Below are 23,341 nucleotides of genomic sequence, written 5' to 3'. Positions count from 1 at the left end.
CAATGGCCGTGACCACCGTCGCCCAGTTCGCCCTCCAGCTCAACCGCCCGACGGCGGCGCTGCTGGAGCAGCTGCAGTCGGCCGGCGTCGCCAAGAAGTCGCCCGACGACGCGCTGACCGATGCGGACAAGGAGCGTCTGCTCGAGTTCCTGCGTTCGTCGCACGGCACCGGCGGCGCCGAGCGCAAGAAGATCACCCTGACCCGCAAGTCGACCACCGAGATCAAGCAAGCCGATGCCAGCGGCAAGGCTCGCACGATCCAGGTCGAGGTGCGCAAGAAGCGTGTCTTCGTCAAGCGTGACGACATCCCCGGCGGCGAGATGACCGCCGGCCCGACGGCCGAGGAACTCGACCTGCAGCGCCGGGAGGAAGAAGCGCGCGCCGAAGCCGAGGCCCTGCGCCGCCAGGAAGAGGAACTCGCCGAACAGCGCCGCCGCCGCGAGGAGCAGGAGCGCCTGGCTCGCGAGGCCGCCGAGGCCGCCGCCAAGGCGGCTGCCGAAGCCGCCGCGAAGGCTGCCGCCGAAGCCGCCGCCAAGGCCGCTGCCGAGGAGGCCGCCAAGGCCGCCGCCGAGGCTGCCGCCCGCGCCCAGAACGATTCGGCCAAGCCCGCCGGCGCCGCCGCTGCCCCGGAGGCTGCGAAGCCCGTCGAGGCGGCCAAGCCGGTCGAGCCCGCGAAGCCCGCCGAGCCGCCGAAGCCGGTGCTGCGTGTCGTCAAGGCCGCCGACAAGGCGGCCGAGGACACCGCGCGTCAGGCCGAGCTCGAGCGCAAGCGCAAGGCCGCCGAGGCCGAGGCCGCCGCCATCCGGGCGATGATGGCCCAGCCGCGCAAGACGCTGGTCGCCAAGAAGCCCGAGGAGCCGAAGCCCGAAGCGGCCAAGGAAGCGATCAAGGGCACGATCCACAAGCCGGCCGCCAAGCCGGGCGCCCCGGGTGCCGCGCCGTCGTCGACGGCCGCCAAGCCGGGCGACAAGAAGCAGGTCAAGTCCGAGAAGCTGTCCTCGAGCTGGGCCGACGACGCCGCGAAGAAGCGTGCCGCGCTGAAGACGCGCGGCGACGCCGGTGGTGCGCGTCCGGGCTGGCGTGCGCCGCGTGGCGGCGTGCGCGGTGGCCGCGGCGACCGCGACGGCGGCTCCAACTTCACGCCGCCGCCCGAGCAGCAGATCCAGGAAGTGCACGTGCCGGAGACGATTTCCGTCGCCGACCTCGCGCACAAGATGTCCGTCAAGGCCAGCGAACTGATCAAGCAGCTGATGAAGCTGGGCCAGATGGTCACGATCAACCAGCAGCTCGACCAGGAAACGGCCATGATCCTCGTCGAGGAGATGGGCCACAAAGCGTTCGCCGCCAAGCTGGACGATCCGGAAGCCTTCACCGAGGAAGAGACCGCCGCGCACAACGCCGCCGAGGCGCTGCCGCGTCCGCCGGTCGTCACCGTGATGGGCCACGTCGACCACGGCAAGACCTCGCTGCTGGACTACATCCGCCGGGCGCGTGTCGCCGCGGGCGAAGCCGGCGGCATCACGCAGCACATCGGCGCGTATCACGTCGAGACGCCGCGCGGCGTCGTCACCTTCCTCGACACCCCGGGCCACGCGGCGTTCACCGCGATGCGTGCCCGCGGCGCCAAGGCGACCGACATCGTCATCCTGGTCGTGGCCGCCGACGACGGCGTCATGCCGCAGACCAAGGAAGCGATCTCGCACGCCAAGGCGGCCGAGGTGCCCATCGTCGTGGCGCTCAACAAGATCGACAAGCCGGACGCCAACATCGAGCGCGTGAAGAGCGAGCTCGTGGCCGAAGGCGTGGTGCCCGAGGACTTCGGCGGTGACTCGCCGTTCGTTCCGGTGTCGGCCAAGGCCGGCACGGGCATCGACAACCTGCTCGAGCAGGTGCTGCTGCAGGCCGAGGTGCTGGAGCTGAAGGCGCCGGTGGAAGCCGCCGCCCGCGGCCTAGTCATCGAAGCCCGCCTGGACAAGGGCCGCGGCCCGGTGGCCACGGTGCTGGTGCAGAGCGGCACGCTGAAGAAGGGCGACGTCGTGCTCGCCGGCTCGAGCTACGGCCGGGTGCGCGCGATGCTCGACGAGGACGGCAAGAACACCGAGTCCGTCGGTCCGTCGATGCCGGTCGAGATCCAGGGCCTGACCGAGGTGCCGCAGGCCGGTGACGAGTTCATCGTGCTGACCGACGAGCGCCGGGCGCGCGAGATCGCGACCTTCCGTCAGGGCAAGTACCGCGACGTCAAGCTGGCGCGCCAGCAGGCCGCGAAGCTGGAGAACATGTTCGACCAGCTCGGCGACGCCGCGCAGACGCTGCCGCTGATCATCAAGGCCGACGTGCAGGGTTCGCAGGAAGCGCTGGCGCAGAGCCTGCAGAAGCTGTCGACGGCCGAGGTCAAGGTGCAGATCGTGCACGCCGCGGTCGGTGGCATCAGCGAAAGCGACGTCAACCTGGCGATCGCCTCGAAGGCGGTGGTCATCGGCTTCAACACGCGGGCCGATGCCGGCGCGCGCAAGCTGGCCGAGGGCAACGGCGTCGACATCCGCTACTACAACATCATCTACGACGCGGTCGACGAGGTGAAGGCGGCGATGGCGGGCATGCTGGCGCCGGAGCAGCGCGAGGAAGTCATCGGCATGGCCGAGATCCGCCAGGTGTTCGTGGCCAGCAAGATCGGCACGGTGGCCGGCTGCATGATCACCGCCGGCCAGGTGACCCGCAACGCACGCTTCCGCCTGCTGCGCGACAACGTCGTCGTCTACACCGGCGAGATCGAGTCGCTGAAGCGTCTGAAGGACGATGTCCGCGAAGTCAAGGAAGGCTTCGAGTGCGGCATCAAGCTGAAGAACTACAACGACATCCGCGAAGGCGACCAGCTCGAAGTCTTCGAAGTCAAGGAAGTGGCCCGGACCCTGTGAGTCCCCCGGCTGCCGCCCGGCCCTCGCGCCGGACGGCAGCGTCATGACCTTGATCTCGAGCGGCCCCGCCTTGGCGGGGTCGCGTTTTTTTAGGAGCACCCCGATGCGTCACAAGAAGGCCCCCGTCAACCGCAGCTTCCGAGTCGCCGACCAGATCCAGCGTGATCTGGCCGAGCTGATCCGCGAGCTGAAGGACCCGCGCATCGGCATGGTCACGCTCAACAGCGTCGAGGTCTCGCCCGACTACGCGCACGCGCAGGTCTATTTCTCGGTGCTCGTCGGCAGTGCCGAGGACAGCGCCACGGCGCTCAACGAAGCCGCCGGCTTCCTGCGCAACGGCCTGTTCAAGCGCCTGGCGATCCACACCGTGCCGACGCTGCACTTCCATTTCGACCGCACGACCGAGCGCGCCGCCGACCTGTCGGCGCTGATCGTCAAGGCCAACGCCACCCGGGCCAAGGACGACTGAGTCCGCCGCGATGCGCAACGCCCGTCCGCCCCGCCTGCCGCGCCGTGCCCTGCACGGCGTGCTGCTGCTCGACAAGCCGATCGGCTGGACGAGCAACGACGCGCTGCAGAAGGCCAAGGGCATCCTGCGGGCGGAGAAGGGCGGCCACACCGGCACGCTGGACCCGCTGGCCACCGGCCTGCTGCCGCTGTGTTTCGGCGCCGCGACCAAGTTCTCGCAAGCCAGCCTGGACGCCGACAAGCGCTACACCGCGACGCTGCACCTGGGGCGCACGACGAGCACCGGCGACCTCGAAGGCGAGGTGCTCGAAGAGCGCCCGGTCGACTGCGACCGTGCCGCGATCGCCGCCGTGCTGGAGCGGTTCACTGGCGAGATCGACCAGCTGCCGCCGATGCACTCGGCGCTGAAGCACGAGGGCCGCGCGCTCTACGACTACGCGCGTGCCGGTGTCGAGGTCGAGCGCACGCCGCGCCGCGTGACGATCCGCTCGCTCGCGGTGCTGGACTGGACCGCGCCGACGCTGGTGCTCGACGTGCTCTGCACCAAGGGCACCTACGTGCGCACGCTGGCCGAGGACATCGGCCGCGCGCTGGGCTGCGGCGCGCACCTGGCGGCGCTGCGCCGCACCGCCAGCGGCCCGCTGACGCTGGACGGCGCAGTGACGATCGCCGAGCTCGAGACCCTTACGCCGGCGGCGCGCGACGCGCTGATCCGGCCGATCGACTGCCTGCTCGCCGACTGGCCCGCCCTGCGGCTGGCCGACGACGATGCCGGCCGCTTCCTGTCCGGGCAGCGCCGCCGCACCGCGCAGGCCGACGCGAGCGCCGTGCGCGTCTACGGCCCGGACCCGCGCGCCTTCCTCGGCAGCGCGCACATCACCCGCGGGGAGCTGATCGCCGACCGCCTGCTCAGCCCCGTCGAGGTGGCCGCGCAGCTCCAACCCATCCCGCCGGTCTCGATCCCCGAGACCGTCACCTCCACGCCCCAGACCGCCCACGGGCACGAGGCCACGACATGACCCGACAGATCCGCAACATCGCCATCATCGCCCACGTCGACCACGGCAAGACCACGCTCGTCGACCAGCTGCTTCGCCAGAGCGGCACCTTCCGTGACAACGAGAAGATCGCCGAACGCGTGATGGACAGCAACGACATCGAACGCGAGCGCGGCATCACGATCCTCGCGAAGAACTGCGCGGTGACCTGGCAGGGCACGCACATCAACATCGTCGACACCCCGGGGCACGCCGACTTCGGCGGCGAGGTCGAGCGCGCGCTGTCGATGGTCGACGGCGTCGTGCTGCTGATCGACGCCCAGGAAGGCCCGATGCCGCAGACGCGCTTCGTGACCAAGAAGGCGCTGGCGCTGGGCCTGAAGCCCATCGTCGTCGTCAACAAGGTCGACAAGCCCGGCTCGCGCCCGGACTACGTCATCAACGCCGCGTTCGACCTGTTCGACAAGCTCGGCGCCACCGAGGACCAGCTCGACTTCCCGGTGGTCTACGCCTCGGGCCTGAACGGTTGGGCGGCGCTGGAGGAAGGCGCTCCGGGCGAGGCCTGGGGCACGAACATGGCGCCGCTGTTCGAGACCGTGCTGAAGCACGTTCCGCCGCACGAGGGTGACCCGGCCGCGCCGCTGCAGCTGCAGATCTCCTCGCTGGACTACTCGACCTTCGTCGGCCGCATCGGCGTCGGCCGCGTCAACAGCGGCACGCTGAAGCCGGCGATGGACGTGCTGGTGATGGAAGGCCCGGACGGCCGCGCCTACAAGGGCCGCATCAACCAGGTGCTGACCTTCGAGGGCCTGAACCGCGTGATGGCCGACGAGGCCGGCCCGGGCGACATCGTGCTCGTCAACGGCATCGAGGACCTCGGCATCGGCGTCACGATCACCGATCAGGCCAACCCGCAGCCGCTGCCGATGCTGCGCGTCGACGAGCCGACGCTGACGATGAACTTCTGCGTCAACACCAGCCCCTTGGCCGGCCGCGAAGGCAAGTACGTCACCAGCCGCCAGATCTGGGACCGCCTGCAGAAGGAACTGCAGAGCAACGTCGCGCTGCGCGTCAGGGAGTCGGGCGAGGACGGCATCTTCGAGGTCTCGGGCCGCGGCGAGCTGCACCTGACGATCCTGCTGGAGAACATGCGCCGCGAAGGCTACGAGCTGGCGGTCAGCAAGCCGCGTGTCGTCTTCCACGACGACGGCGGCGAGCGCCAGGAGCCGATCGAGCTGGTGACGGTCGACGTCGAGGACCAGCACCAGGGCGGCGTCATGCAGGCCCTGGGCGAGCGCAAGGGCGAACTCGCGAACATGGAAGTCGACGGTCGCGGCCGCGTGCGCCTGGAGTACCGCATCCCGGCGCGCGGCCTGATCGGCTTCTCCAACGAGTTCATGAACCTGACGCGCGGCACCGGCCTGATCAGCAACATCTTCGACGGCTACGAGGCCTACAAGGGCGAGATCGCCGGGCGCAAGAACGGCGTGCTGATCAGCATGGACGACGGCGAGATCATCACCTACGCGCTGGGCAAGCTCGACGACCGCGGCCGCATGTTCGTCAAGCCGGGCGACCCGACCTACGAAGGCATGATCGTCGGCATCCACAGCCGCGACAACGACCTTGTCGTCAACGCCACGCGCACCAAGCAGCTGACCAACTTCCGTGTCAGCGGCAAGGAAGACGCGATCAAGATCACGCCGCCGATCGACCTGACGCTGGAGTACGCGGTCGAGTTCATCGAGGACGACGAGCTGGTCGAGATCACCCCGAAGAGCATCCGGATCCGTAAGCGCCATTTGAAGGAGCACGATCGCAAGCGTGCGTCTCGCGAAGGCGCTTGAGCGCGGGCGCTTGCGGATCCGGACGCTCTTCGGCGTTCGCCGTTCCGTGGGCTCCCCCGCAGCCCCCCTCCGGGAGGGGGGCGTCTAGCCAGGTCTTTGCCCGGCTCGCTGCGCGAGCCTCTTGAATCGTCCCCGCCGTGTCTCGTCGCAACGCCGTGCTGCTGATGATCGTCGCCACGCTGATGTGGAGCATCGCGGGCGTCGTCACGCGCCACCTGGAGGCGGCGCGCAGCTTCGAGGTCACGTTCTGGCGCAGCGCCTTCAATGCGCTGGCGCTGCTCGCGCTGCTGTCGTGGCTGCGCGGGCCGGTGCCGCTGTGGCGCTCGATCCGCGACGGCGGGCGCACGCTGTGGCTGTCGGGCGTCTGCTGGAGCGTCATGTACACGGCCTTCATGGTCGGCCTGACGCTGACCACGGTGGCCAACGTGCTGGTGACGATGGCGCTGGGGCCGCTGTTCACGGCGCTGCTGGCGCGTTTCGCCCTCGGGCACCGGCTGCCGGCGCGCACCTGGGGCGCGATCGCGGTGGCCGGCGCCGGCATCGCCTGGATGTACGGCCAGCATCTGCATGCCGGCGACGCGCGCCACTTGGCCGGCACGCTGGTCGCGCTGGCGGTGCCGGTGGCCGCGGCGATCAACTGGACGACGCTGCAATCGCGGCGCGACGACCCCGGGGCCGACATGCTGCCGGCGGTGCTGATCGGCGCGACGCTGTCGGCGCTGGTGACGCTGCCGCTGGCCTGGCCTTTCCAGGCCTCGGGCCATGACCTGGGGCTGCTGGCCCTGCTGGGCTCGGTGCAGCTCGCGGTGCCCTGCCTGATCGCGGTGGCCGTCTCGCGCGTGCTGCCGGCGGCCGAGATGTCGCTGCTCGGGCTGCTGGAGGTGATCTTCGGCGTCAGCTGGGCCTGGCTGGGCGCCGGCGAGGCGCCCGACTCGGCGGTGCTCGCCGGCGGCCTGCTGGTGCTGGGGGCGCTGGCCGCCAACGAGTGGCTGGGCATGCGCCGCCGCGTGCTGTCCTGAGCTAGAGCTGGGCGCCGAACAGGCGCGCCAGGTTCACGCGCGCCTTCAGCCGCGTGCACAGCATGAACACGCCGACCATCTTGCGCTGCAGGAACACCAGATCCGGCGGCGGCGCGTGCGAGAAGCCGTCACCGAAGAACTGCTCGCGCCCGGCCTCGAAGCTGCGCTTGAAGAGATCCGAGCGCGCGAAGTCGAACGGCCGGTCGTGTGCCAGCGGTTCGCCGATCGTCAGGATCAGATTGACGACGCCGCGCGCCTGATCGGGCGGGTCGGTCTCGGCGATGAAGCCGGCGCGCCGCGCGGCGCGCGTCATCGCGTCGGCGTCCTGGTCGCGCATGGCGCGGCCCAGGGCGCGCAGGTGCTCGACACGCTGCAGGCTCACGGTCTGCGTCGCGCCGAAGTCCAGCAGCGCGACGCGCCGCGTCTCGGGGTCGTAGAGGTAGTTGGCGAAGTTCGGGTCGGTCTGCACCAGGCGCAGCTCGAAGATCTCGCGCACGACCAGGTGGCACAGCGCCTCGGCGACACGGTCGCGGTGGGCCTGCGGCACGCCCGGCGCCGCGAGGTGGTCGATCGTGTCGCCGGGCTGGAAGCTGGTCGCCAGGATGCGCCCGGTCGAGTGTTCGGCGTCGACCTCGGGCACGACGAAGAGCTCGTCGTCGCCGAGGCGCTCGCGGTACTCGGCCAGCGCGCGGGCCTCGGCGACGTAGTCGGTCTCCTGATGCAGCACGCGGCGCACACGTTCGAACAGCGGGGCCGGGTCCAGCCCGGCGGGCACAAGGCCCGGCGTCTTGGCCAGCAGCGCGAGGTTGGCGACGTCGCTGTCGATGCTCTCGCGCACGCCGGGGTACTGGATCTTCAGCGCCAGCACGCGGCCGTCGTGCGTCGTCGCGCGGTGCACCTGGCCGATCGAGGCCGCGGCGACCGGCTCGAAGCTGAACTGGCGGAAGCGCCGGTGCCAGCCGACGCCGTACTCCTGTTCCAGCACCTCGGCGAGCTGCGAGGCCGGCATCACGTGGGCCTGGTCGCGCAGCGAGCCCAGCAGCTCGGTGAACTGCGGCGGCAGCACGCCGTGGCCGTCCATCGACATCAGCTGGCCGAACTTCATCGCCGCGCCGCGCAGCCGCGACAGCCGGTTGGCGAGCCGGCTCGCGTTGGCCGGCGTCAGCATCATCGCCGAGGCCTTGGGCACCTGGCCGCGGGCCAGCCGCGACAGGCCCTCGGCGGCCGCGCCCGCGGCCAGTTCACCGACGGCGCGGCCGAAGTGCAGCAGCCGGCGGGTGCGGCCTTGGGGAACGGTGGCGGTGCGGGGCGGGCGTTTGGCGGTCATCGGGAGGCGGGCAGGGCGATGCCGGCATTGCACACGGCTGCGGCCGGCGTGTCGGTGACCTGGAGCACGCAGCGGCTCAGCGTGCAGCGGAGGCGGCAGCGCTCGGCGCGTCGGGGGCCAGCAGCAGCACCTGGGCCTTGCCGCCGACGCAGTTGACGCCGCGGCCGGTCGGGCATTCGCGCACCTGGGTGTCGCGCGGGTGTTCGGGGCGGCCGGGCGGGTCCAGCAGCATCGACACGACCGTGATCGCGGTCGCGATCGCCAGCGCGACGAGCAGCAGCCGGCGCCGGCGCGGGATCGGGCGGAATCGCGGCAGCTCGGGGGCGACCTCGGGAGGCTTCTCGGACATCGGAAAAAAGGCCGGCGCCCCGAGGGCGCCGGCACGTGCGGGAAAGACCGCGAGCTTACTGCGAGGCCGCCGGGGCCGAGGGCTCGGCCGTCGGCGCGGCCGGCATCGCCGGCGCGGTCTCGGCCGGCTGCACGATCGGTGCCGGTTCGGCGTGCGTGGCCTTGGCCGGGGAGGTGGCCATCGGCAGCAGCGGCACGATCAGCAGCGCGACGATGTTGATGATCTTGATCAGCGGGTTGACAGCCGGCCCGGCGGTGTCCTTGTAGGGGTCGCCCACGGTGTCGCCGGTGACCGCGGCCTTGTGGGCATCGCTGCCCTTGCCGCCGTGGTTGCCGTCCTCGATGTACTTCTTGGCGTTGTCCCAGGCACCGCCGCCGGTGCACATCGAGATCGCGACGAACAGGCCGGTGACGATGGTGCCCATCAGCAGGCCGCCCAGCGCCTCGGCGCCCAGCGCCATGCCGACGACGACCGGCACCGCGACCGGCAGCAGCGACGGGATCATCATCTCCTTGATCGCCGCGACGGTCAGCATGTCGACCGCCTTGCCGTACTCGGGCTTGGACGTGCCTTCCATGATGCCCGGGATGTCGCGGAACTGGCGGCGCACTTCCTGCACCACCGAGCCCGCGGCGCGGCCCACGGCCTCCATCGCCATCGCGCCGAAGAGGTAGGGGATCAGGCCGCCGAGGAACAGCCCGACGATGACCTTCGGGTTGCTCAGGTCGAACGAGGCCATGATGCCGCGCGCCTCGAGCGAGTGCGTGTAGTCGGCGAAGAGCACCAGCGCCGCGAGGCCGGCCGAGCCGATCGCGTAGCCCTTGGTGACGGCCTTGGTCGTGTTGCCGACGGCGTCCAGCGGGTCGGTGATGTCGCGCACGCTGTCGGGCAGTTCGGACATCTCGGCGATGCCGCCGGCGTTGTCGGTGATCGGGCCGTAGGCGTCGAGCGCGACGACGATCCCGGCCATGCTCAGCATGGAGGTCGCGGCGATCGCGATGCCGTACAGGCCGGCCAGCCAGTAGGCGGCCAGGATCGACAGGCAGACGAAGATCACCGGCCAGGCCGTCGACTTCATCGACACGCCGATGCCGGCGATGATGTTCGTCGCGTGGCCGGTGGTGCAGGACTGCGCGACGTGCTTCACCGGCGCGTAGTCGGTGCCGGTGTAGTACTCGGTGATCCAGACCATCGCCGCCGTCAGCAGCAGGCCGACGACGCAGGTGCCGAACAGCGCCGTCGTGCCGATGACGCTGCCGTCGGCCAGCGTCAGGCCGGCGGGGAACATCATCGTCGTGACGACGTAGAAGGCGATCAGCGACAGCACGCCGGCGACGATCAGGCCCTTGTACAGAGCCGGCATCACGTTCTTCATGCCGGGGCTGGCCTTGACGAAGGCGCAGCCGACGATCGACGCGATGATCGACACGCCGCCGAGCAGCAGCGGATAGACCACCGCCGCGCCCCCGCTGCCGACGACCATCAGCGCGCCCAGCGCCATCGTCGCGATCAGCGTCACGGCGTAGGTCTCGAACAGGTCGGCGGCCATGCCGGCGCAGTCGCCGACGTTGTCGCCGACGTTGTCGGCGATCACCGCCGGGTTGCGCGGGTCGTCCTCGGGGATGCCGGCCTCGACCTTGCCCACCAGGTCGGCGCCGACGTCGGCGCCCTTGGTGAAGATGCCGCCGCCCAGGCGCGCGAAGATCGAGATCAGCGACGAGCCGAAGGCCAGGCCGAGCAGCGGCTTGAGCGTCGCGCTGTCCGGGTTGGCGACGCCGCCGATCAGCAGGAAGAAGATGCCGACGCCCAGCAGCCCCAGGCCGACGACGAGCATGCCGGTGATCGCACCGCCCTTGAACGCGACGTCGAGCGCCGGGCCGATGCCCTTGGTGGCGGCCTGCGCGGTGCGCACGTTGGCGCGCACCGAGACGTTCATCCCGATGAAGCCGCAGGCGCCGGAAAGTACGGCCCCCAAAACGAACCCGGCGGCCGTTAGGCCGCCGAGGAAGAAGAAGATCAGGATCGCGAGCACCGCGCCGACGATGGCAATTGTCTTGTATTGCCTCGCCAGGTACGCCGCAGCGCCTTGCTGGATGGCGCCGGCGATTTCCTGCATTCGTGCATTGCCGGCGTCCTGCGCGAGGATCCATCCCCGCTGGATGAACCCGTAGAGCACGGCCACCAGGCCGCACCCCAGCGCTATGTACAGCGCCAAACTCGTCGTCATGGAAAGAGCTCCTTCCTCTCGTTCGGGCCTAGTCTCTTCTCTCTATCTCCTGCACGCCGCCCGGGCGCTTCGGGCCGGCTGGCGCGGCATGCTATGTGAAGGCTATCACGCTCGGTTGGGGGTTTTCCTATGTCCGAGTGCCTGCCTGAGCCGGGTCAAGGCCGTCGCGCGTCAGGCGAGGGCAAGCGTGGCGCCTAGAATCGCGCCCCGATCTTTCTCTCGCTCTCTCCTCTCTTTTCTCCTCCTGCCCGAGACCGTTGCATGAGCCTGCACAACGTGACCCCCGGCGCCAAGGCGCCCGACGAGTTCAACGTCATCATCGAGATTCCGATGAACGGCGACCCGATCAAGTACGAGGTCGACCACGACTCGGGGGCGCTGTTCGTCGACCGCTTCATGAGCACGGCGATGCACTACCCGTGCAACTACGGCTACGTGCCGAACACGCTGGCCGACGACGGCGACCCGGTGGACGTGCTCGTCATCACCCCGGTGCCGCTGATCCCCGGCGTGGTCGTCACCTGCCGCCCGATCGGCGTGCTGAAGATGGACGATGAAGCCGGCGGCGACAACAAGCTGCTGGCGGTGCCGACGGCCAAGATCCTGTCGCTGTACTCGTCCTGGCAGAAGCCGGAAGACCTGAACCCGGCGCGCCTGAAGGCGATCCAGCACTTCTTCGAGCACTACAAGGATCTCGAGGAAGGCAAGTGGGTCAAGGTGCTGGGCTGGGAAGGCCCGGAGTCGGCGCGCGAGGAAGTGCGCACCGGCATGGCCAACTGGGCCAAGGAACACCCGGGCGCCTGAGCGTCCTGCGCGCGGGCTCAGCCCTCGGGTTCCCCGCGTTTGAACGGGCTGCGCTCGCGCAGCTCGTCCTCCCAGGCCGCCACGCCCTCGCCCTCGCGGGCGAGGAATTCGGCCACCGCGCCGGCAAAACGTTCGTCGCGCAGCCAGTGCGCCGAGCTCGTGCGCACCGGCAGCAGCCCGCGGGCCATCTTGTGCTCGCCCTGGGCGCCGCCTTCGAAGCGACTGAAGCCATTGGCCAGGCACCAGGCCAGCGGCTGGTAGTAGCAGGCCTCGAAGTGCACGAAGGGCAGCGGCTCGACCGCGCCCCAGTAGCGGCCCCAGGCGGCGCCGCGTTCGCGGTCGATCGCCACCAGCGAGGCCGCGACCGGCCGGCCGTCGCGGCGGCCGACGAACACCAGCCAGTGGCGCGCCATCGTCGCCTGCATGCGGGCGAAGAAGTCGCGTGTCAGGTAAGGCGTCGACTGGTGCGCCGCGTAGGTCAGCGTGTAGCAGCGATGGAAGAAGTCCCACAGCGCGGTGTCGATCGCCTCGCCCTCGTGGACGCTGAACTCGATGCCGAGTTCGGCGACGCGGCGGCGTTCCTGCTGGATCTTCTTGCGCTTGTCGCGCTGCAGCCGGGCGAGCAGGGCGTCGAAGTCGGCCGCGGGGTCGGCTTCGTCGCGCGTCCAGTGGAACTGCAGGTTCTCGCGCAGCATCCAGCCGGCGCGTTCGAAGGCCGCGCGGTCGGCGTCGTCGACGTAGAGCACGTGGGCCGAGGACAGCCCGGCTTCGTCGGCGAACTCTCGGATCGTGGCGACGAGCGCCTCGCGTGCCGGCTCGTCGCGCGCCATCAGCCGCGTGCCGGGCACCGGCGTGAACGGCACCGCGCCGAGCAGCTTGGGGTAGTAGCGCAGCCCGTGGCGGCGGTAGGCGTCGGCCCAGGCCCAGTCGAAGACGTATTCGCCCCAGGAATGGGTCTTCAGGTACAGCGGCGCGGCGCCGGCCAGTTCGCCGGCCGCGTCGTGCAGCGTCAGGAAACGGGGTGTCCAGCCGGTGGCCGGCACCGCGCTGGCCGACGCGTGCAATGCCGCGAGGTACTCGTGGCGCAGAAAGGGTGTCGGTGCGGGCTGCATGTCGAGCAGCGTGTTCCAGGCCCGCGCGTCCAGCCGTCCCGGGTCGGCCTCGACCCCGATGTGATAATCCTGTCCCGTGAGCCCTCGTGACATTCAGCGGAGCCGTCGATGAAGGTCGCGCTGGCCCAGTTCAACGCCGTCGTCGGTGATCTCGCCGGCAACTCCCGTCGCCTCGAAGACGCCGCCCGCCGCGCCTACGCGCAGGGTGCGCGCCTGGTGCTGGCCCCTGAGCTGGCGCTGACCGGCTACCCACCCGAGGACCTGCTGCTGCGCCCGGCCTTCATGCAGGCTTGCGCCGACGCGCTGGCGGCGCTGGCCGATGTTTTGCGGGACTGCGAAGGGCTGCATCTGGTCGTCGGGCACCCGCACCAGTTCGGCGAGCGCGGCGATCTTAGGACCAAGTCCGTGACCGTGCAGCAGCGCTACAACGCGGCCTCGCTGCTGGCTGGGGGACGCGTGCAGGCCACCTACTGCAAGCGCGAACTGCCCAACTACCAGGTCTTCGACGAACGCCGCTACTTCGCCTCCGGGCGCGACGCCGGCCTGCCGCCGCTGGTCTTCGATTGCGAAGGCCTGCGTTTCGGTGTCGTCATCTGCGAGGACGCCTGGTTCGACGAGCCCGCGCGCCTGGCGCGCGACGCCGGCGCCCAGGTGCTGTGCGTGCTCAACGCCTCGCCGTTCCACCTCGGCAAGGCCGAGGAACGCCAGGCCCGCATGGCCGAGCGCGCGCGCGACGTCGGCCTGCCGCTGCTGTTCTCGCACCTGGTCGGCGGCCAGGACGAGGTCGTCTTCGACGGCGCGTCGTTCGCGCTCGACGCGGCGGGCGAGGTGAGGGCGCGGGCCGCGACCTTCGCCGAGGAACTGCTGGTCGTCGACTTCGACGCCGACGCCCGCCCCGTCGGTCCGGTCGCCGAAGCGCCCGACCTCGACCGCCAGGCCTGGGACGCGCTCGTCACCGGCGTGCGCGACTACCTCGGCAAGAACGGCTTCCCCGGCGCGATCATCGGCCTGTCCGGCGGCATCGACTCGGCGCTGGTGCTGGCCGTCGCCGTCGACGCGCTCGGCGCCGACAAGGTGCGCGCGGTGATGATGCCGTCGCCGTACACCGCCGACATCTCCTGGATCGACGCGCGCGACATGGCCGCGCGCCTGGGCGTGCGCTACGACGAGATCGACATCGCGCCGATGTTCGACGCCTTCCGCACCGCGCTGGCGCCGCAGTTCGCCGGGCTGGCCGAGGACACGACCGAGGAGAACCTGCAGGCGCGCATCCGCGGCACGCTCTTGATGGCGCTGTCGAACAAGACCGGCGCGATCGTGCTGACCACCGGCAACAAGAGCGAGATGGCGACCGGCTACTGCACGCTGTACGGCGACATGGCCGGCGGCTTCGCGGTCATCAAGGACGTCGCCAAGACGCTGGTCTACCGCCTGGCGAACTGGCGCAACGCGCAAGGCGCCGAGGTCATCCCGCAGCGCATCATCACGCGCCCGCCGTCGGCCGAGCTGCGCCCGGACCAGACCGACCAGGACAGCCTGCCGCCCTACGAGGTCCTCGACGCGATCCTGGCGCGCTACATGGAAGACGACCAGAGCGTCGAGCAGATCGTCGCCGCCGGCTTCGAGCGTGCCGACGTCGAACGTGTCACCCGGCTCATCAAGATCAACGAGTACAAGCGGCGTCAGGCGCCGGTCGGCATCCGCATCACCCATCGGGCCTTCGGACGCGACTGGCGTTACCCCATCACGTCGAGGTTCCGTGCTTAAATTCCCGTCAGTCCATCGTCTTTTCCCGGAGTTCCCCGCATGAAGCAGATCACCGCCGTCATCAAGCCGTTCAAGCTCGAAGAAGTCCGCGAAGCACTGGGCGAGGTTGGCGTCTCGGGTCTGACCGTCACCGAGGTCAAGGGTTTCGGCCGCCAGAAGGGCCACACCGAGCTCTACCGCGGCGCCGAGTACGTCGTCGACTTCCTGCCGAAGGTGAAGATCGAGGTCGTCGTCAAGGACGCCGACGTCGAGCGCTGCCTCGACGCCATCGTCAAGGCCGCCAAGACCGGCAAGATCGGCGACGGCAAGATCTTCGTCACCTCGGTCGACCAGGTGGTGCGCATCCGCACCGGCGAGACCGACGAGTCGGCGGTCTGAGGTCGGCCCGGCCGTGGCCGGGCGCTGTCCAGAACAACGGGGCGCTGCGCGAGCAGTGCCCCGTTGTCGTTCAAGGGCTCAGATGCGGCCGAAGTGGTCGGGGCCGCCGGCGCGCTGCGCCAGCGCCGCCAGCCGGTCCAGCAGCGCCAGCGGGTCGGTCTCGACCTGCAGCACCGCCTGCTGGGCTTCCGAGAGAAAACCTTCGTCGACGGTGCGTTGCATGAAGGCCAGCAGGCCCTCGTAGAAGCCGTCGACGTCGAGCAGGCCGATCGGCTGGTCGTGGTAGCCCAGCTGGCGCCAGGTCCAGACCTCGAACAGCTCCTCCAGCGTGCCGATGCCGCCCGGCAGCGCGACGAAGGCGTCGGCGCGCTCGGCCATCATCTGCTTGCGCTTGTGCATCGTCGGCACGACGTGCAGTTCGCTGAGGCCGGGGTGGCCGACCTCGCGCTTCATCAGCGACTCGGGGATCACGCCGACGACACGGCCGCCGGCGGCCAGCACCGCGTCGGCGACCTCGCCCATCAGGCCGACCTTGCCGCCGCCGTAGACGAGCTGCCAGCCGCGTTCGCCGATCGAGCGGCCGAGCACGCGGGCGGCTTCGGTGTAGGCGCTGCGCCGGCCGTGGCGCGAGCCGCAGTAGACGCAGACGGTGAAGGGGGGCGGGGGCGCGATGTCGTTCATGGCCCGGATTGTCTCAGGCCAGACGCTGCCACAGCGCTCCCAGCCAGATGCCGCCGGCGAGCAGCAGCGACAGCATCACCGCCGCGCTGCCCAGGTCCTTGGCCCGCTTGGACAGCTCGTGCAGCTCGAAGCCGACGCGGTCGACGACGGCTTCGATCGCCGAGTTCAGCAGCTCGACGATCAGCACCAGCACGACGCTGCCGGCGAGCAGCGCGACCTCGACCCAGCAGCGCCCGAGCCAGAACGCCGCCGGCAGCAGCAGTGCCGCGGCGAAGACCTCCTGGCGGAACGCGCTCTCGCCGCGGAAGGCGGCCGACAGGCCTGCGGCCGAATAGCCGGCGGCGCGCCGGATGCGGTCCAGGCCGGTGCGTCCCTTGTGCGGGTTCGCCTGGCCGCCCCGCGGCGGCGGGCTGCCGGGATCCATGGGCTCAGTCCTTGGACTTGGCACGCCACGCGACGAGCCGCGTGCCGCAGAGCGCGTCGTGCCAGAACTGGCGGTCCGGGTGCAGCCGCGACAAGGCCGCCCAGACGACGATGCCCAGCGTCAGCAGCCCGAAGACCTGGCCGTTGCTGTGCAGGCCGGCGAAATGGGCGATCGCCAGCCAGGGCAGGAACCAGACCCAGCAGACGAGGTAGCGCACGATGCCGCGGCCCACGCTCACCGGCTGGCCGTCGCGCTGCACGAGGCGGATGTGCCAGGTCTGCATCGCCAGCGTCTGGCCGGTGCGGCTCCAGAACCAGACGAAGTACAGGCCGAAGACGAGGAACAGGAAGACCTGCAGCCCCAACTGCCCCTGCAGCGCGCTGCGCTGGTTGGTGGCCAGCGAGTAGACGAGGCCGGCGGCCATCACGACACCGAAGAGCAGGATGCCCTCGTAGACGAAACAGGCGAGGCGGCGGATCAGCGCCGGGGTCGGGTGGTCACCCGCGGCGGGAGGCAGAACGATCATCGAGACGGGTCAGCGCGGTTCGGAGGCAGCCTGCGAGCGTACCGCAGCGCCCTGCGGGCCGCGGCGCGGCAGCATCGTCACCGGGTTCACGAAATCGTCGGTGGCGATGATCTTGGGCATCCCGGACTGGTGGTGCGCAGGCGAGGAGGGGCGGGAGGTGATCAGCGTCGTCGTCGCCCCCGGGGCGGCCTGGATGACGGCCGGCGCGACGGGTTTGGGCGACGGCGGGCGCGGCGACGTGACGATGTTGCGCTTGGGCTTTCCGTCCTCGTCGTCGCCTTCACGCACACGCGAGGGCGTGCGTTTGGGCGGCACGGCGCGTTCGGCGAGCTGCTTGCGCTGGTCGTCGGGCAGCGCCCTGTAGGCGTCCCAGCGGGCCTGGCGGTCCTCGGCCGAGAGCTGGCGCACCTGCTGGAACTGCAGCCGCGCGCGGGCACGCTCCGACGGCGTCATCTGGGTCCACGCCGCCATGCGCTCCTGCACGCGCTGGCGCTCGGCCTGGCTCATCTTGGGGAAACGCGCGGCGACGCTCAGCCAGCGTTCCTTGCCGGTCGAGTCGATGTTCGGCCAGTCCTGCTGCAGCGGTGCCAGCGCGCGCCGCTGCGCCGCCGACAGCTGGGCCCAGGACGGGTCGGCCTCGGCCGCATGCGCCGGCGCGGCCGTGGCGAACACGGCCGCGATCACGAGGGCGGCGATGACGGCCGGGCGGAAGGTCACGGTTGCTGCGTCTTCAGGAACTCGGCGAATCCGGGGTCGGAGTAGGCGTCCGGCGGGAGGTCGTCGGCGAGCAGCACGGAGTCGATGTCGGCGGCGGCCATGATCTGCTCGCGCAGGTCGTGCTCGCGGATCAGCACCAGACCGGCGACCAGCATCACCAGCGGCAGCACGATGGCCAGCCGCTGCCACCACGGCGGCCCGCTCCGGGCGGCGGCGCCGCCGGCAACGCTCACCACGGACTCGGCCGCGACCTCGCGGCGCACGGCGCGCGCACGGGACAGCGCCTGCTCGCGGGCCACGCGCAGGCGTTCCGTCAGGTCGTGCGGAAGCTCGTCGGCACGCTCGGTCAGGCTGGCGGCGATGCGCGCCGCGAAGCGCGCGCGCAGGACGTCCGCGTCGGTGAAGCTGGTTTGGGTCATGGCGCGATTCCCTTGAGTCGGAGGGCCTTGGCCAGCGAGTGGACCGCACGGGAACAATGGGTCTTGACGCTGCCTTCGGAGCAGCCCATCGCCGCCGCGGTCTCGGCCACGTCGAACTCCTCCCAGTAACGCAGCAGGAAGGCTTCGCGTTGACGGTCGGGCAGGCCGGCCACTTCGTGCTCGATGAGACGCAAGATCTGGTCCCGCGACACCGATTCGGCGGCACTCTCGGTGCCCAGGGTGTCCTCGACGACCTGCAGCGTCTCGAGCAGGTCGAAGTCGCCGTCCCCGTCCTCGCCCTCGAAGTCCGAGAGGTTCTGGATGACCGCGTTGCGCACCTTCTGGCGACGGAACCAGTCCATCGTCGCGTTCGACAGGATGCGCTGGAAGAGCATCGGGAACTCCGCCGCGGGCCGCTCGGCGTACTTCTCGGCCAGGCGGATCATCGAGTCCTGCACGATGTCCAGCGCCGCGTCCTCGTCGCGCACGGCGAAGGCGGCGCGCTTGAACGCGCGCCTCTCGACGCTCTTGAGGAAATCGGAAAGTTCTTTGTCGGAAGCCAACGCGCGGACGGGGTTCTGCACCCCGGTTTCGGGCGCGGCGCATTATGCACGCGGGGCCCGCGGCGGGCACCTTGGCGGGGCGACGCCCGGCGCCGGTGCATAATCCCCGGTCGCACAACGCTCTTTTGGTCTCGCTCGCCGTCCGACCCGGACGGCAGTTCCCAGACCGCGCGCAGTTCCGAATCCGCCTCACGAGGGCGCGAGGAGGGGCACCGATGGATTTTCGTCAGAGAAATTCGCAAAGGTTCGGAAATGGACATCTCCGCCGCGGAAGTCAAGCGTGCCGCTTCGGCACAACCGTCTTCTCCTCCCGCCGTGCTCAACGGCGCTGAAATCCTGGTTCGCAGCCTGCAGGCCGAAGGGGTCCAGTACCTCTGGGGCTATCCCGGCGGATCGGTTCTCTACATCTACGACGCGCTGTACAAGCAGGACAGCATCCAGCACGTCCTGGTACGCCACGAACAGGCCGCGGTGCATGCCGCCGACGGCTATGCCCGCGCCACCGGCAACGTCGGCGTCGCCCTCGTCACCTCGGGCCCGGGTGTCACGAATGCCGTGACCGGCATCGCGACGGCCTACATGGACTCGATCCCGATGGTCATCATCACCGGTCAGGTGCCGACGGCCGCGATCGGGATGGACGCCTTCCAGGAATGCGACACCGTCGGCATCACGCGCCCGGTGGTCAAGCACAACTTCCTCGTCAAGGACGTGCGCGAGCTGGCCTCGACGATCAAGAAGGCCTTCCACATCGCGCGCACCGGCCGCCCGGGCCCCGTCGTCATCGACGTGCCCAAGGACGTGTCGCTGAACACCGCGCCGTTCCAGTACCCGCAGACCGTCGAGCTGCGCTCGTACAACCCGGTTCGCAAGGGCCACAGCGGCCAGATCCGCAAGGCCGTTCAGCTGCTGCTGCAGGCCAAGCGCCCGTACATCTACACCGGCGGCGGCGTCGTGCTCGGCGAAGCCGCGGCCGAACTGCGCCAGCTGGCCGACCTGCTCGGCTTCCCGGTGACGAACACGCTGATGGGGCTGGGCGCGATTCCCGCCAGCGACCCGAAGTTCCTGGGCATGCTCGGCATGCACGGCACCTACGAAGCCAACATGACGATGCAGCACTGCGACGTGCTGCTGGCCGTCGGCGCGCGCTTCGACGACCGCGTCATCGGCAACCCGGCGCACTTCGCCCAGGTCGAGCGCAAGATCATCCACGTCGACATCGACCCGTCGTCGATCTCCAAGCGCGTGCGCGTGGACATCCCGATCGTCGGCGACGTCAAGGACGTGCTGCAGGAGCTGATCGCCCAGATCAAGGAGTCGCACGCCCGTCCGGACACCGTGGCGATCTCCTCCTGGTGGGGCCAGATCAACGAGTGGCGCAAGCGCGAGTGCCTGGCCTACGAGCCCAGCGATGACGTGATCAAGCCGCAGATGGTGGTGCAGACGCTGGCCCGCCTGACGCGCGGCCGCGATGCCTACATCACCTCCGACGTCGGCCAGCACCAGATGTGGGCGGCGCAGTTCTACGGCTTCGAGGAGCCGCGGCGCTGGATCAACTCCGGCGGCCTGGGCACGATGGGCGTGGGCCTGCCGTACGCGATGGGCATCAAGCTCGCCAAGCCGGAGTCCGACGTCTTCTGCATCACCGGCGAAGGCTCGATCCAGATGTGCATCCAGGAGCTGTCGACCTGCCTGCAGTACAAGACGCCGGTGAAGATCGTCTCGCTGAACAACCGCTACCTGGGCATGGTGCGGCAGTGGCAGGAGCTGATCTACGGCGGCCGCTACTCGCACAGCTACATGGACGCGCTGCCCGACTTCGTCAAGCTGGCCGAGGCCTATGGCCACGTCGGCCTGCGCGTCGACCGGCCGGCCGACGTCGAAGGCGCGCTGAAGGAGGCGATGCGGCTCAAGGACCGCACCGTGTTCCTCGACGTGCGCACCGACCCGACCGAGAACGTGTGGCCGATGGTGCACGCCGGCAAGGGCATCAGCGAGATGCAGCTCAAGTCCGAAGACCTGTGACCGGCACGGGCCGCGTCGGCGGCGACGGCGTTACCGCGCCGCCGCCGGCCGCCGCAGCCGGTGCCGCGAACCCCTGCGGACTGCATCTTCCCAACGATCCAACGGCGCGGTGAAGGGCCGGCGGTTACCGCCGCAGGCTCGAGGATCCGCGCAAGGACGAGACCATGAAACACATCATCGCGGTGCTGCTCGAGAACGAAGCCGGCGCCCTGTCCCGTGTCGTCGCGCTGTTCTCGGCGCGCGGCTACAACATCGAGAGCCTGACGGTCGCCCCGACCGAAGACCCGTCGATGTCGCGCATGACCATCGTCACCACCGGCAGCGACGACGTCATCGAGCAGATCACCAAGCACCTGAACCGGCTGATCGAGGTCGTCAAGGTCGTCGACCTGACCGAAGGCAGCTTCGTCGAGCGCGAGCTCATGCTCATCAAGGTGCGCGCCGTCGGCAAGGAGCGCGAGGAGATGAAGCGCATGGCGGAGATCTTCCGCGGCCGCATCATCGACGTCACCGAGAAGAGCTACACGATCGAGCTGACGGGCGACTCGTCCAAGCTCGACGCCTTCCTCGTCGCGATCGACCGCGCGGCGATCCTGGAAACCGTGCGCACCGGTGCCAGCGGCATCGGCCGCGGCGAAAGAATCCTGCGCATCTGAGGCGGCGCCCCGGCGGCCCCGTGGCCGCCCATCGCCCGGAAACCTGCCCGGCCAATCGCGGCCGGGCGTCTGACTAGAGAACGGAGAACCCCATGAAGGTCTATTACGACAAGGACGCCGACCTGAGCCTCATCAAGGGCAAGAACGTCACCATCATCGGCTACGGCTCGCAAGGCCACGCCCACGCCCAGAACCTGAACGACAGCGGCTGCAAGGTCACCGTCGGCCTGCGCCGCAGCGGCGCGAGCTGGGCCAAGGCCGAGGCCGCCGGCCTGAAGGTCGCCGAAGTCGCCGAGGCCGTGAAGGCCGCCGACGTCGTCATGATCCTGCTGCCCGATGAGCAGATCGCCAGCGTCTACGCCAACGACGTCGAGCCCAACATCCGCGAAGGCGCCTCGCTCGCGTTCGCGCACGGCTTCAACGTGCACTACAACCAGGTCGTGCCGCGTGCCGACCTCGATGTCTGGATGGTCGCGCCCAAGGCCCCGGGCCACACCGTGCGCAACACCTACAAGCAGGGTGGCGGCGTGCCGCACCTGATCGCCGTGCACGCCGACAAGTCGGGCAAGGCGCGCGACCTGGCGCTGTCCTACGCCGCGGCCAACGGCGGCGGCAAGGCCGGCATCATCGAGACCAGCTTCCGCGAAGAGACCGAGACCGACCTGTTCGGCGAACAGGCCGTGCTGTGCGGCGGCACCGTCGAGCTGATCAAGGCCGGCTTCGAGACGCTGGTGGAAGCCGGCTACGCGCCCGAGATGGCGTACTTCGAGTGCCTGCACGAGCTCAAGCTGATCGTCGACCTGATCTACGAAGGCGGCATCGGCAACATGAACTACTCGATCTCGAACAACGCCGAGTACGGCGAGTACGTCACCGGCCCGCGTGTCGTCACCGAGGACACGAAGAACGCCATGCGCCAGTGCCTGAAGGACATCCAGACCGGCGAGTACGCGAAGAGCTTCATCCTCGAGAACAAGGCCGGCGCCCCGACGCTGACCTCGCGCCGTCGCCTGACCGCCGAGCACCCGATCGAGGTCGTCGGCGAGCAGCTGCGCGCGATGATGCCGTGGATCAAGGCCAACAAGCTGGTCGACAAGTCGCGCAACTGACGCGGTCTTGAACGGCAGCCCCGCGTGCGAGACACGCGGGGCGCTGGCCGAAGTGCAAGTCCCCGGGGCCGCATGCGGCCCCGGTCGCGTTTATGCTCGACCGGATGACCGACGACACCCAGGTTCCCGGCGACGACGACGCCGAGGCCGACGCCGCCCCCGCGCGACGGCCGCGCCGGGGCCTCTACGTGCTGCCCAACGCGATCACGCTCGCGGCGCTGTTCTCCGGCTTCTACGGCGTCGTGATGGCGATCAACGGCCGCTTCGAGGCCGCCGCGATCGCGATCTTCGTCGCGGCCGTGCTCGACGCGATGGACGGCCGCGTGGCGCGCATGACGCGCACGCAGAGCGCCTTCGGCGAGCAGATGGACAGCCTCTCGGACATGGTCTCGTTCGGCGCCGCGCCGGCGCTGATCGTCTACGTCTGGGCGCTGAAGGACCTGGGCAAGCTGGGCTGGATCCCGGCCTTCGTCTACGTCGCCGGCGCCGCACTGCGGCTGGCGCGCTTCAACGTCAACATCGGCGTCGTCGACCGGCGTTTCTTCCAGGGGCTGCCCAGCCCGGCGGCGGCGGCGCTGGTCATCGGCATGGTCTGGGTCTTCGACGACGCGGGCTTCCGCGACGTCTACTCGATCCCCTGGCTCGAATGGACGGCGTTTGCCGTCACGCTGTATGCCGGGCTGTCGATGGTGACCAACGCGCCGTTCTACAGCTTCAAGACGCTCGGTGGCCGGCGCACCGTGCCTTTCGTCGTGCTGGTCGCGGTGATGCTGGCGATCGCGCTGATCGCGCTGGACCCGCCGCGCGTGCTGTTCGGTATCTTCGTGCTCTACGGGCTGTCGGGTTACGCGGTGTTCGCCTGGCGGCGTTTCAAGGGCCAGCCGGCGAGCGTGATCTCGACCTCCACCGACGATCCCGACGAGAAGGGCCTGCATCCGTGAGCACGGCGCTGTGCTACATTCGTCGCGTGACGACGATCCACGCCTTCATCCTGCTAGCGCTACCGCAAC

22 protein-coding genes are annotated in these 23,341 nt (G+C 69.9%); 12 read left to right on the top strand and 10 right to left on the bottom strand.

Going from position 1 to position 23,341, the window contains the following annotated elements:
* The first annotated feature begins 2 nt into the window (after positions 1-2).
* The 5 genes from infB to RBXJA2T_RS19025 all read left to right on the top strand — a co-directional run bounded on the left by infB (position 3) and on the right by RBXJA2T_RS19025 (position 7,247).
* Positions 3-2,915: a translation initiation factor IF-2 gene (gene infB, locus RBXJA2T_RS19045; protein WP_009859061.1), complete on the top strand. Its 2,913-nt coding sequence runs from the start codon at positions 3-5 to the stop codon at positions 2,913-2,915.
* Positions 2,916-3,018: 103 nt separating this feature from the next.
* Positions 3,019-3,384, top strand: coding sequence for a 30S ribosome-binding factor RbfA (gene rbfA / locus RBXJA2T_RS19040; protein WP_009859060.1), 366 nt, complete (start codon positions 3,019-3,021; stop codon positions 3,382-3,384).
* A gap of 10 nt (positions 3,385-3,394) precedes the next feature.
* Positions 3,395-4,402, top strand: coding sequence for a tRNA pseudouridine(55) synthase TruB (gene truB / locus RBXJA2T_RS19035; protein ID WP_009859059.1), 1,008 nt, complete (start codon positions 3,395-3,397; stop codon positions 4,400-4,402).
* A complete protein-coding gene (gene typA / locus RBXJA2T_RS19030) occupies positions 4,399-6,228 on the top strand; it encodes a translational GTPase TypA (protein WP_009859058.1) in 1,830 nt (609 codons plus the stop codon). Before truB ends, typA begins: the two co-directional genes overlap by 4 nt.
* A 137-nt stretch (positions 6,229-6,365) precedes the next feature.
* On the top strand, positions 6,366-7,247 hold the full coding sequence (locus RBXJA2T_RS19025; RefSeq protein WP_009859057.1) for a DMT family transporter: 882 nt from the start codon (positions 6,366-6,368) through the stop codon (positions 7,245-7,247).
* Position 7,248: 1 nt separating this feature from the next.
* Here RBXJA2T_RS19025 and RBXJA2T_RS19020 read toward each other — a convergent pair whose 3' ends face one another.
* The 3 genes from RBXJA2T_RS19020 to RBXJA2T_RS19010 all read right to left on the bottom strand — a co-directional run bounded on the left by RBXJA2T_RS19020 (position 7,249) and on the right by RBXJA2T_RS19010 (position 11,150).
* Positions 7,249-8,574: an ABC1 kinase family protein gene (locus tag RBXJA2T_RS19020; RefSeq protein ID WP_009859056.1), complete on the bottom strand. Its 1,326-nt coding sequence runs from the start codon at positions 8,572-8,574 to the stop codon at positions 7,249-7,251.
* 76 nt (positions 8,575-8,650) lie between these two features.
* Positions 8,651-8,923 carry a hypothetical protein gene (locus RBXJA2T_RS19015; RefSeq protein ID WP_009859055.1) on the bottom strand — a complete coding sequence of 91 codons (273 nt, stop codon included), beginning with the start codon at positions 8,921-8,923 and terminating at the stop codon, positions 8,651-8,653.
* Positions 8,924-8,978: 55 nt separating this feature from the next.
* On the bottom strand, positions 8,979-11,150 hold the full coding sequence (locus tag RBXJA2T_RS19010) for a sodium-translocating pyrophosphatase (RefSeq protein WP_029718319.1): 2,172 nt from the start codon (positions 11,148-11,150) through the stop codon (positions 8,979-8,981).
* Between the two features lie 261 nt (positions 11,151-11,411).
* Between RBXJA2T_RS19010 and ppa the strand changes: the two genes are divergently transcribed.
* The gene (gene ppa / locus RBXJA2T_RS19005) at positions 11,412-11,954 is read left to right on the top strand and encodes an inorganic diphosphatase (RefSeq protein WP_009859053.1); all 543 of its coding nucleotides are present in this window, start codon (positions 11,412-11,414) and stop codon (positions 11,952-11,954) included.
* Positions 11,955-11,971: 17 nt separating this feature from the next.
* Here ppa and RBXJA2T_RS19000 read toward each other — a convergent pair whose 3' ends face one another.
* Positions 11,972-13,159: a GNAT family N-acetyltransferase gene (locus RBXJA2T_RS19000; RefSeq protein ID WP_029718320.1), complete on the bottom strand. Its 1,188-nt coding sequence runs from the start codon at positions 13,157-13,159 to the stop codon at positions 11,972-11,974.
* Between the two features lie 15 nt (positions 13,160-13,174).
* Here RBXJA2T_RS19000 and RBXJA2T_RS18995 point away from each other — a divergent pair, with 15 nt between their 5' ends.
* Together RBXJA2T_RS18995 and RBXJA2T_RS18990 are read left to right on the top strand one after the other, a co-directional pair.
* The gene (locus RBXJA2T_RS18995; protein ID WP_009859051.1) at positions 13,175-14,833 is read left to right on the top strand and encodes an NAD+ synthase; all 1,659 of its coding nucleotides are present in this window, start codon (positions 13,175-13,177) and stop codon (positions 14,831-14,833) included.
* Positions 14,834-14,872: 39 nt separating this feature from the next.
* Positions 14,873-15,211 carry a P-II family nitrogen regulator gene (locus RBXJA2T_RS18990; RefSeq protein ID WP_009859050.1) on the top strand — a complete coding sequence of 113 codons (339 nt, stop codon included), beginning with the start codon at positions 14,873-14,875 and terminating at the stop codon, positions 15,209-15,211.
* A 78-nt stretch (positions 15,212-15,289) separates the two neighbouring features.
* Here RBXJA2T_RS18990 and RBXJA2T_RS18985 read toward each other — a convergent pair whose 3' ends face one another.
* Genes RBXJA2T_RS18985 through RBXJA2T_RS18960 form a run of 6 tightly spaced genes read right to left on the bottom strand, consistent with a single transcriptional unit; the run spans position 15,290 to position 18,541 of the window.
* Positions 15,290-15,892 (bottom strand): LOG family protein, encoded by a 603-nt coding sequence (locus tag RBXJA2T_RS18985; protein WP_009859049.1) that lies wholly within the window; start codon positions 15,890-15,892, stop codon positions 15,290-15,292.
* Positions 15,893-15,905: 13 nt separating this feature from the next.
* Positions 15,906-16,316 (bottom strand): diacylglycerol kinase, encoded by a 411-nt coding sequence (locus tag RBXJA2T_RS18980; RefSeq protein WP_009859048.1) that lies wholly within the window; start codon positions 16,314-16,316, stop codon positions 15,906-15,908.
* 4 nt (positions 16,317-16,320) lie between these two features.
* Complete coding sequence (locus tag RBXJA2T_RS18975) at positions 16,321-16,842, bottom strand: RDD family protein (RefSeq protein WP_009859047.1); 522 nt, start codon at positions 16,840-16,842, stop codon at positions 16,321-16,323.
* Positions 16,843-16,851: 9 nt separating this feature from the next.
* Positions 16,852-17,559, bottom strand: coding sequence for a DUF3106 domain-containing protein (locus RBXJA2T_RS18970; RefSeq protein WP_009859046.1), 708 nt, complete (start codon positions 17,557-17,559; stop codon positions 16,852-16,854).
* Positions 17,556-17,978 (bottom strand): DUF3619 family protein, encoded by a 423-nt coding sequence (locus RBXJA2T_RS18965; RefSeq protein WP_009859045.1) that lies wholly within the window; start codon positions 17,976-17,978, stop codon positions 17,556-17,558. Before RBXJA2T_RS18965 ends, RBXJA2T_RS18970 begins: the two co-directional genes overlap by 4 nt.
* Entirely contained in the window at positions 17,975-18,541 is a 567-nt protein-coding gene (locus RBXJA2T_RS18960; protein WP_009859044.1) for an RNA polymerase sigma factor, read from the bottom strand. The genes RBXJA2T_RS18965 and RBXJA2T_RS18960 overlap by 4 nt, the downstream gene beginning before the upstream one ends.
* Positions 18,542-18,793: 252 nt before the next feature.
* Here RBXJA2T_RS18960 and RBXJA2T_RS18955 point away from each other — a divergent pair, with 252 nt between their 5' ends.
* From RBXJA2T_RS18955 to RBXJA2T_RS18940, 4 genes are all read left to right on the top strand, one after another.
* Complete coding sequence (locus RBXJA2T_RS18955; RefSeq protein ID WP_029718321.1) at positions 18,794-20,566, top strand: acetolactate synthase 3 catalytic subunit; 1,773 nt, start codon at positions 18,794-18,796, stop codon at positions 20,564-20,566.
* Between the two features lie 164 nt (positions 20,567-20,730).
* Entirely contained in the window at positions 20,731-21,222 is a 492-nt protein-coding gene (ilvN, locus tag RBXJA2T_RS18950) for an acetolactate synthase small subunit (protein WP_009859042.1), read from the top strand.
* A 92-nt stretch (positions 21,223-21,314) separates the two neighbouring features.
* The gene (gene ilvC, locus RBXJA2T_RS18945) at positions 21,315-22,331 is read left to right on the top strand and encodes a ketol-acid reductoisomerase (RefSeq protein ID WP_009859041.1); all 1,017 of its coding nucleotides are present in this window, start codon (positions 21,315-21,317) and stop codon (positions 22,329-22,331) included.
* 104 nt (positions 22,332-22,435) lie between these two features.
* Positions 22,436-23,272, top strand: coding sequence for a CDP-alcohol phosphatidyltransferase family protein (locus tag RBXJA2T_RS18940; RefSeq protein WP_009859040.1), 837 nt, complete (start codon positions 22,436-22,438; stop codon positions 23,270-23,272).
* Positions 23,273-23,341 lie beyond the last annotated feature (69 nt).

It is taken from the genome of Rubrivivax benzoatilyticus JA2 = ATCC BAA-35 (assembly GCF_000190375.1).
Classification (GTDB): domain Bacteria; phylum Pseudomonadota; class Gammaproteobacteria; order Burkholderiales; family Burkholderiaceae_C; genus Rubrivivax; species Rubrivivax benzoatilyticus.
The sequence above is the reverse complement of the archived record's forward strand: the minus strand, read 5'-3'. Positions and strand labels throughout refer to the sequence as shown.

Coding starts and splice junctions, on each gene's coding strand:
- infB (WP_009859061.1), top strand. CDS start 3: ATGGCCGTGACCACCGTCGCCCAGTTCGCCCTCCAGCTCAACCGCCCG.
- rbfA (WP_009859060.1), top strand. CDS start 3,019: ATGCGTCACAAGAAGGCCCCCGTCAACCGCAGCTTCCGAGTCGCCGAC.
- truB (WP_009859059.1), top strand. CDS start 3,395: ATGCGCAACGCCCGTCCGCCCCGCCTGCCGCGCCGTGCCCTGCACGGC.
- typA (WP_009859058.1), top strand. CDS start 4,399: ATGACCCGACAGATCCGCAACATCGCCATCATCGCCCACGTCGACCAC.
- RBXJA2T_RS19020 (WP_009859056.1), bottom strand. CDS start 8,574: ATGACCGCCAAACGCCCGCCCCGCACCGCCACCGTTCCCCAAGGCCGC.
- RBXJA2T_RS19015 (WP_009859055.1), bottom strand. CDS start 8,923: ATGTCCGAGAAGCCTCCCGAGGTCGCCCCCGAGCTGCCGCGATTCCGC.
- RBXJA2T_RS19010 (WP_029718319.1), bottom strand. CDS start 11,150: ATGACGACGAGTTTGGCGCTGTACATAGCGCTGGGGTGCGGCCTGGTG.
- ppa (WP_009859053.1), top strand. CDS start 11,412: ATGAGCCTGCACAACGTGACCCCCGGCGCCAAGGCGCCCGACGAGTTC.
- RBXJA2T_RS19000 (WP_029718320.1), bottom strand. CDS start 13,159: ATGTCACGAGGGCTCACGGGACAGGATTATCACATCGGGGTCGAGGCC.
- RBXJA2T_RS18995 (WP_009859051.1), top strand. CDS start 13,175: ATGAAGGTCGCGCTGGCCCAGTTCAACGCCGTCGTCGGTGATCTCGCC.
- RBXJA2T_RS18990 (WP_009859050.1), top strand. CDS start 14,873: ATGAAGCAGATCACCGCCGTCATCAAGCCGTTCAAGCTCGAAGAAGTC.
- RBXJA2T_RS18985 (WP_009859049.1), bottom strand. CDS start 15,892: ATGAACGACATCGCGCCCCCGCCCCCCTTCACCGTCTGCGTCTACTGC.
- RBXJA2T_RS18980 (WP_009859048.1), bottom strand. CDS start 16,316: ATGGATCCCGGCAGCCCGCCGCCGCGGGGCGGCCAGGCGAACCCGCAC.
- RBXJA2T_RS18975 (WP_009859047.1), bottom strand. CDS start 16,842: ATGATCGTTCTGCCTCCCGCCGCGGGTGACCACCCGACCCCGGCGCTG.
- RBXJA2T_RS18965 (WP_009859045.1), bottom strand. CDS start 17,978: ATGACCCAAACCAGCTTCACCGACGCGGACGTCCTGCGCGCGCGCTTC.
- RBXJA2T_RS18955 (WP_029718321.1), top strand. CDS start 18,794: ATGGACATCTCCGCCGCGGAAGTCAAGCGTGCCGCTTCGGCACAACCG.
- ilvN (WP_009859042.1), top strand. CDS start 20,731: ATGAAACACATCATCGCGGTGCTGCTCGAGAACGAAGCCGGCGCCCTG.
- ilvC (WP_009859041.1), top strand. CDS start 21,315: ATGAAGGTCTATTACGACAAGGACGCCGACCTGAGCCTCATCAAGGGC.
- RBXJA2T_RS18940 (WP_009859040.1), top strand. CDS start 22,436: ATGACCGACGACACCCAGGTTCCCGGCGACGACGACGCCGAGGCCGAC.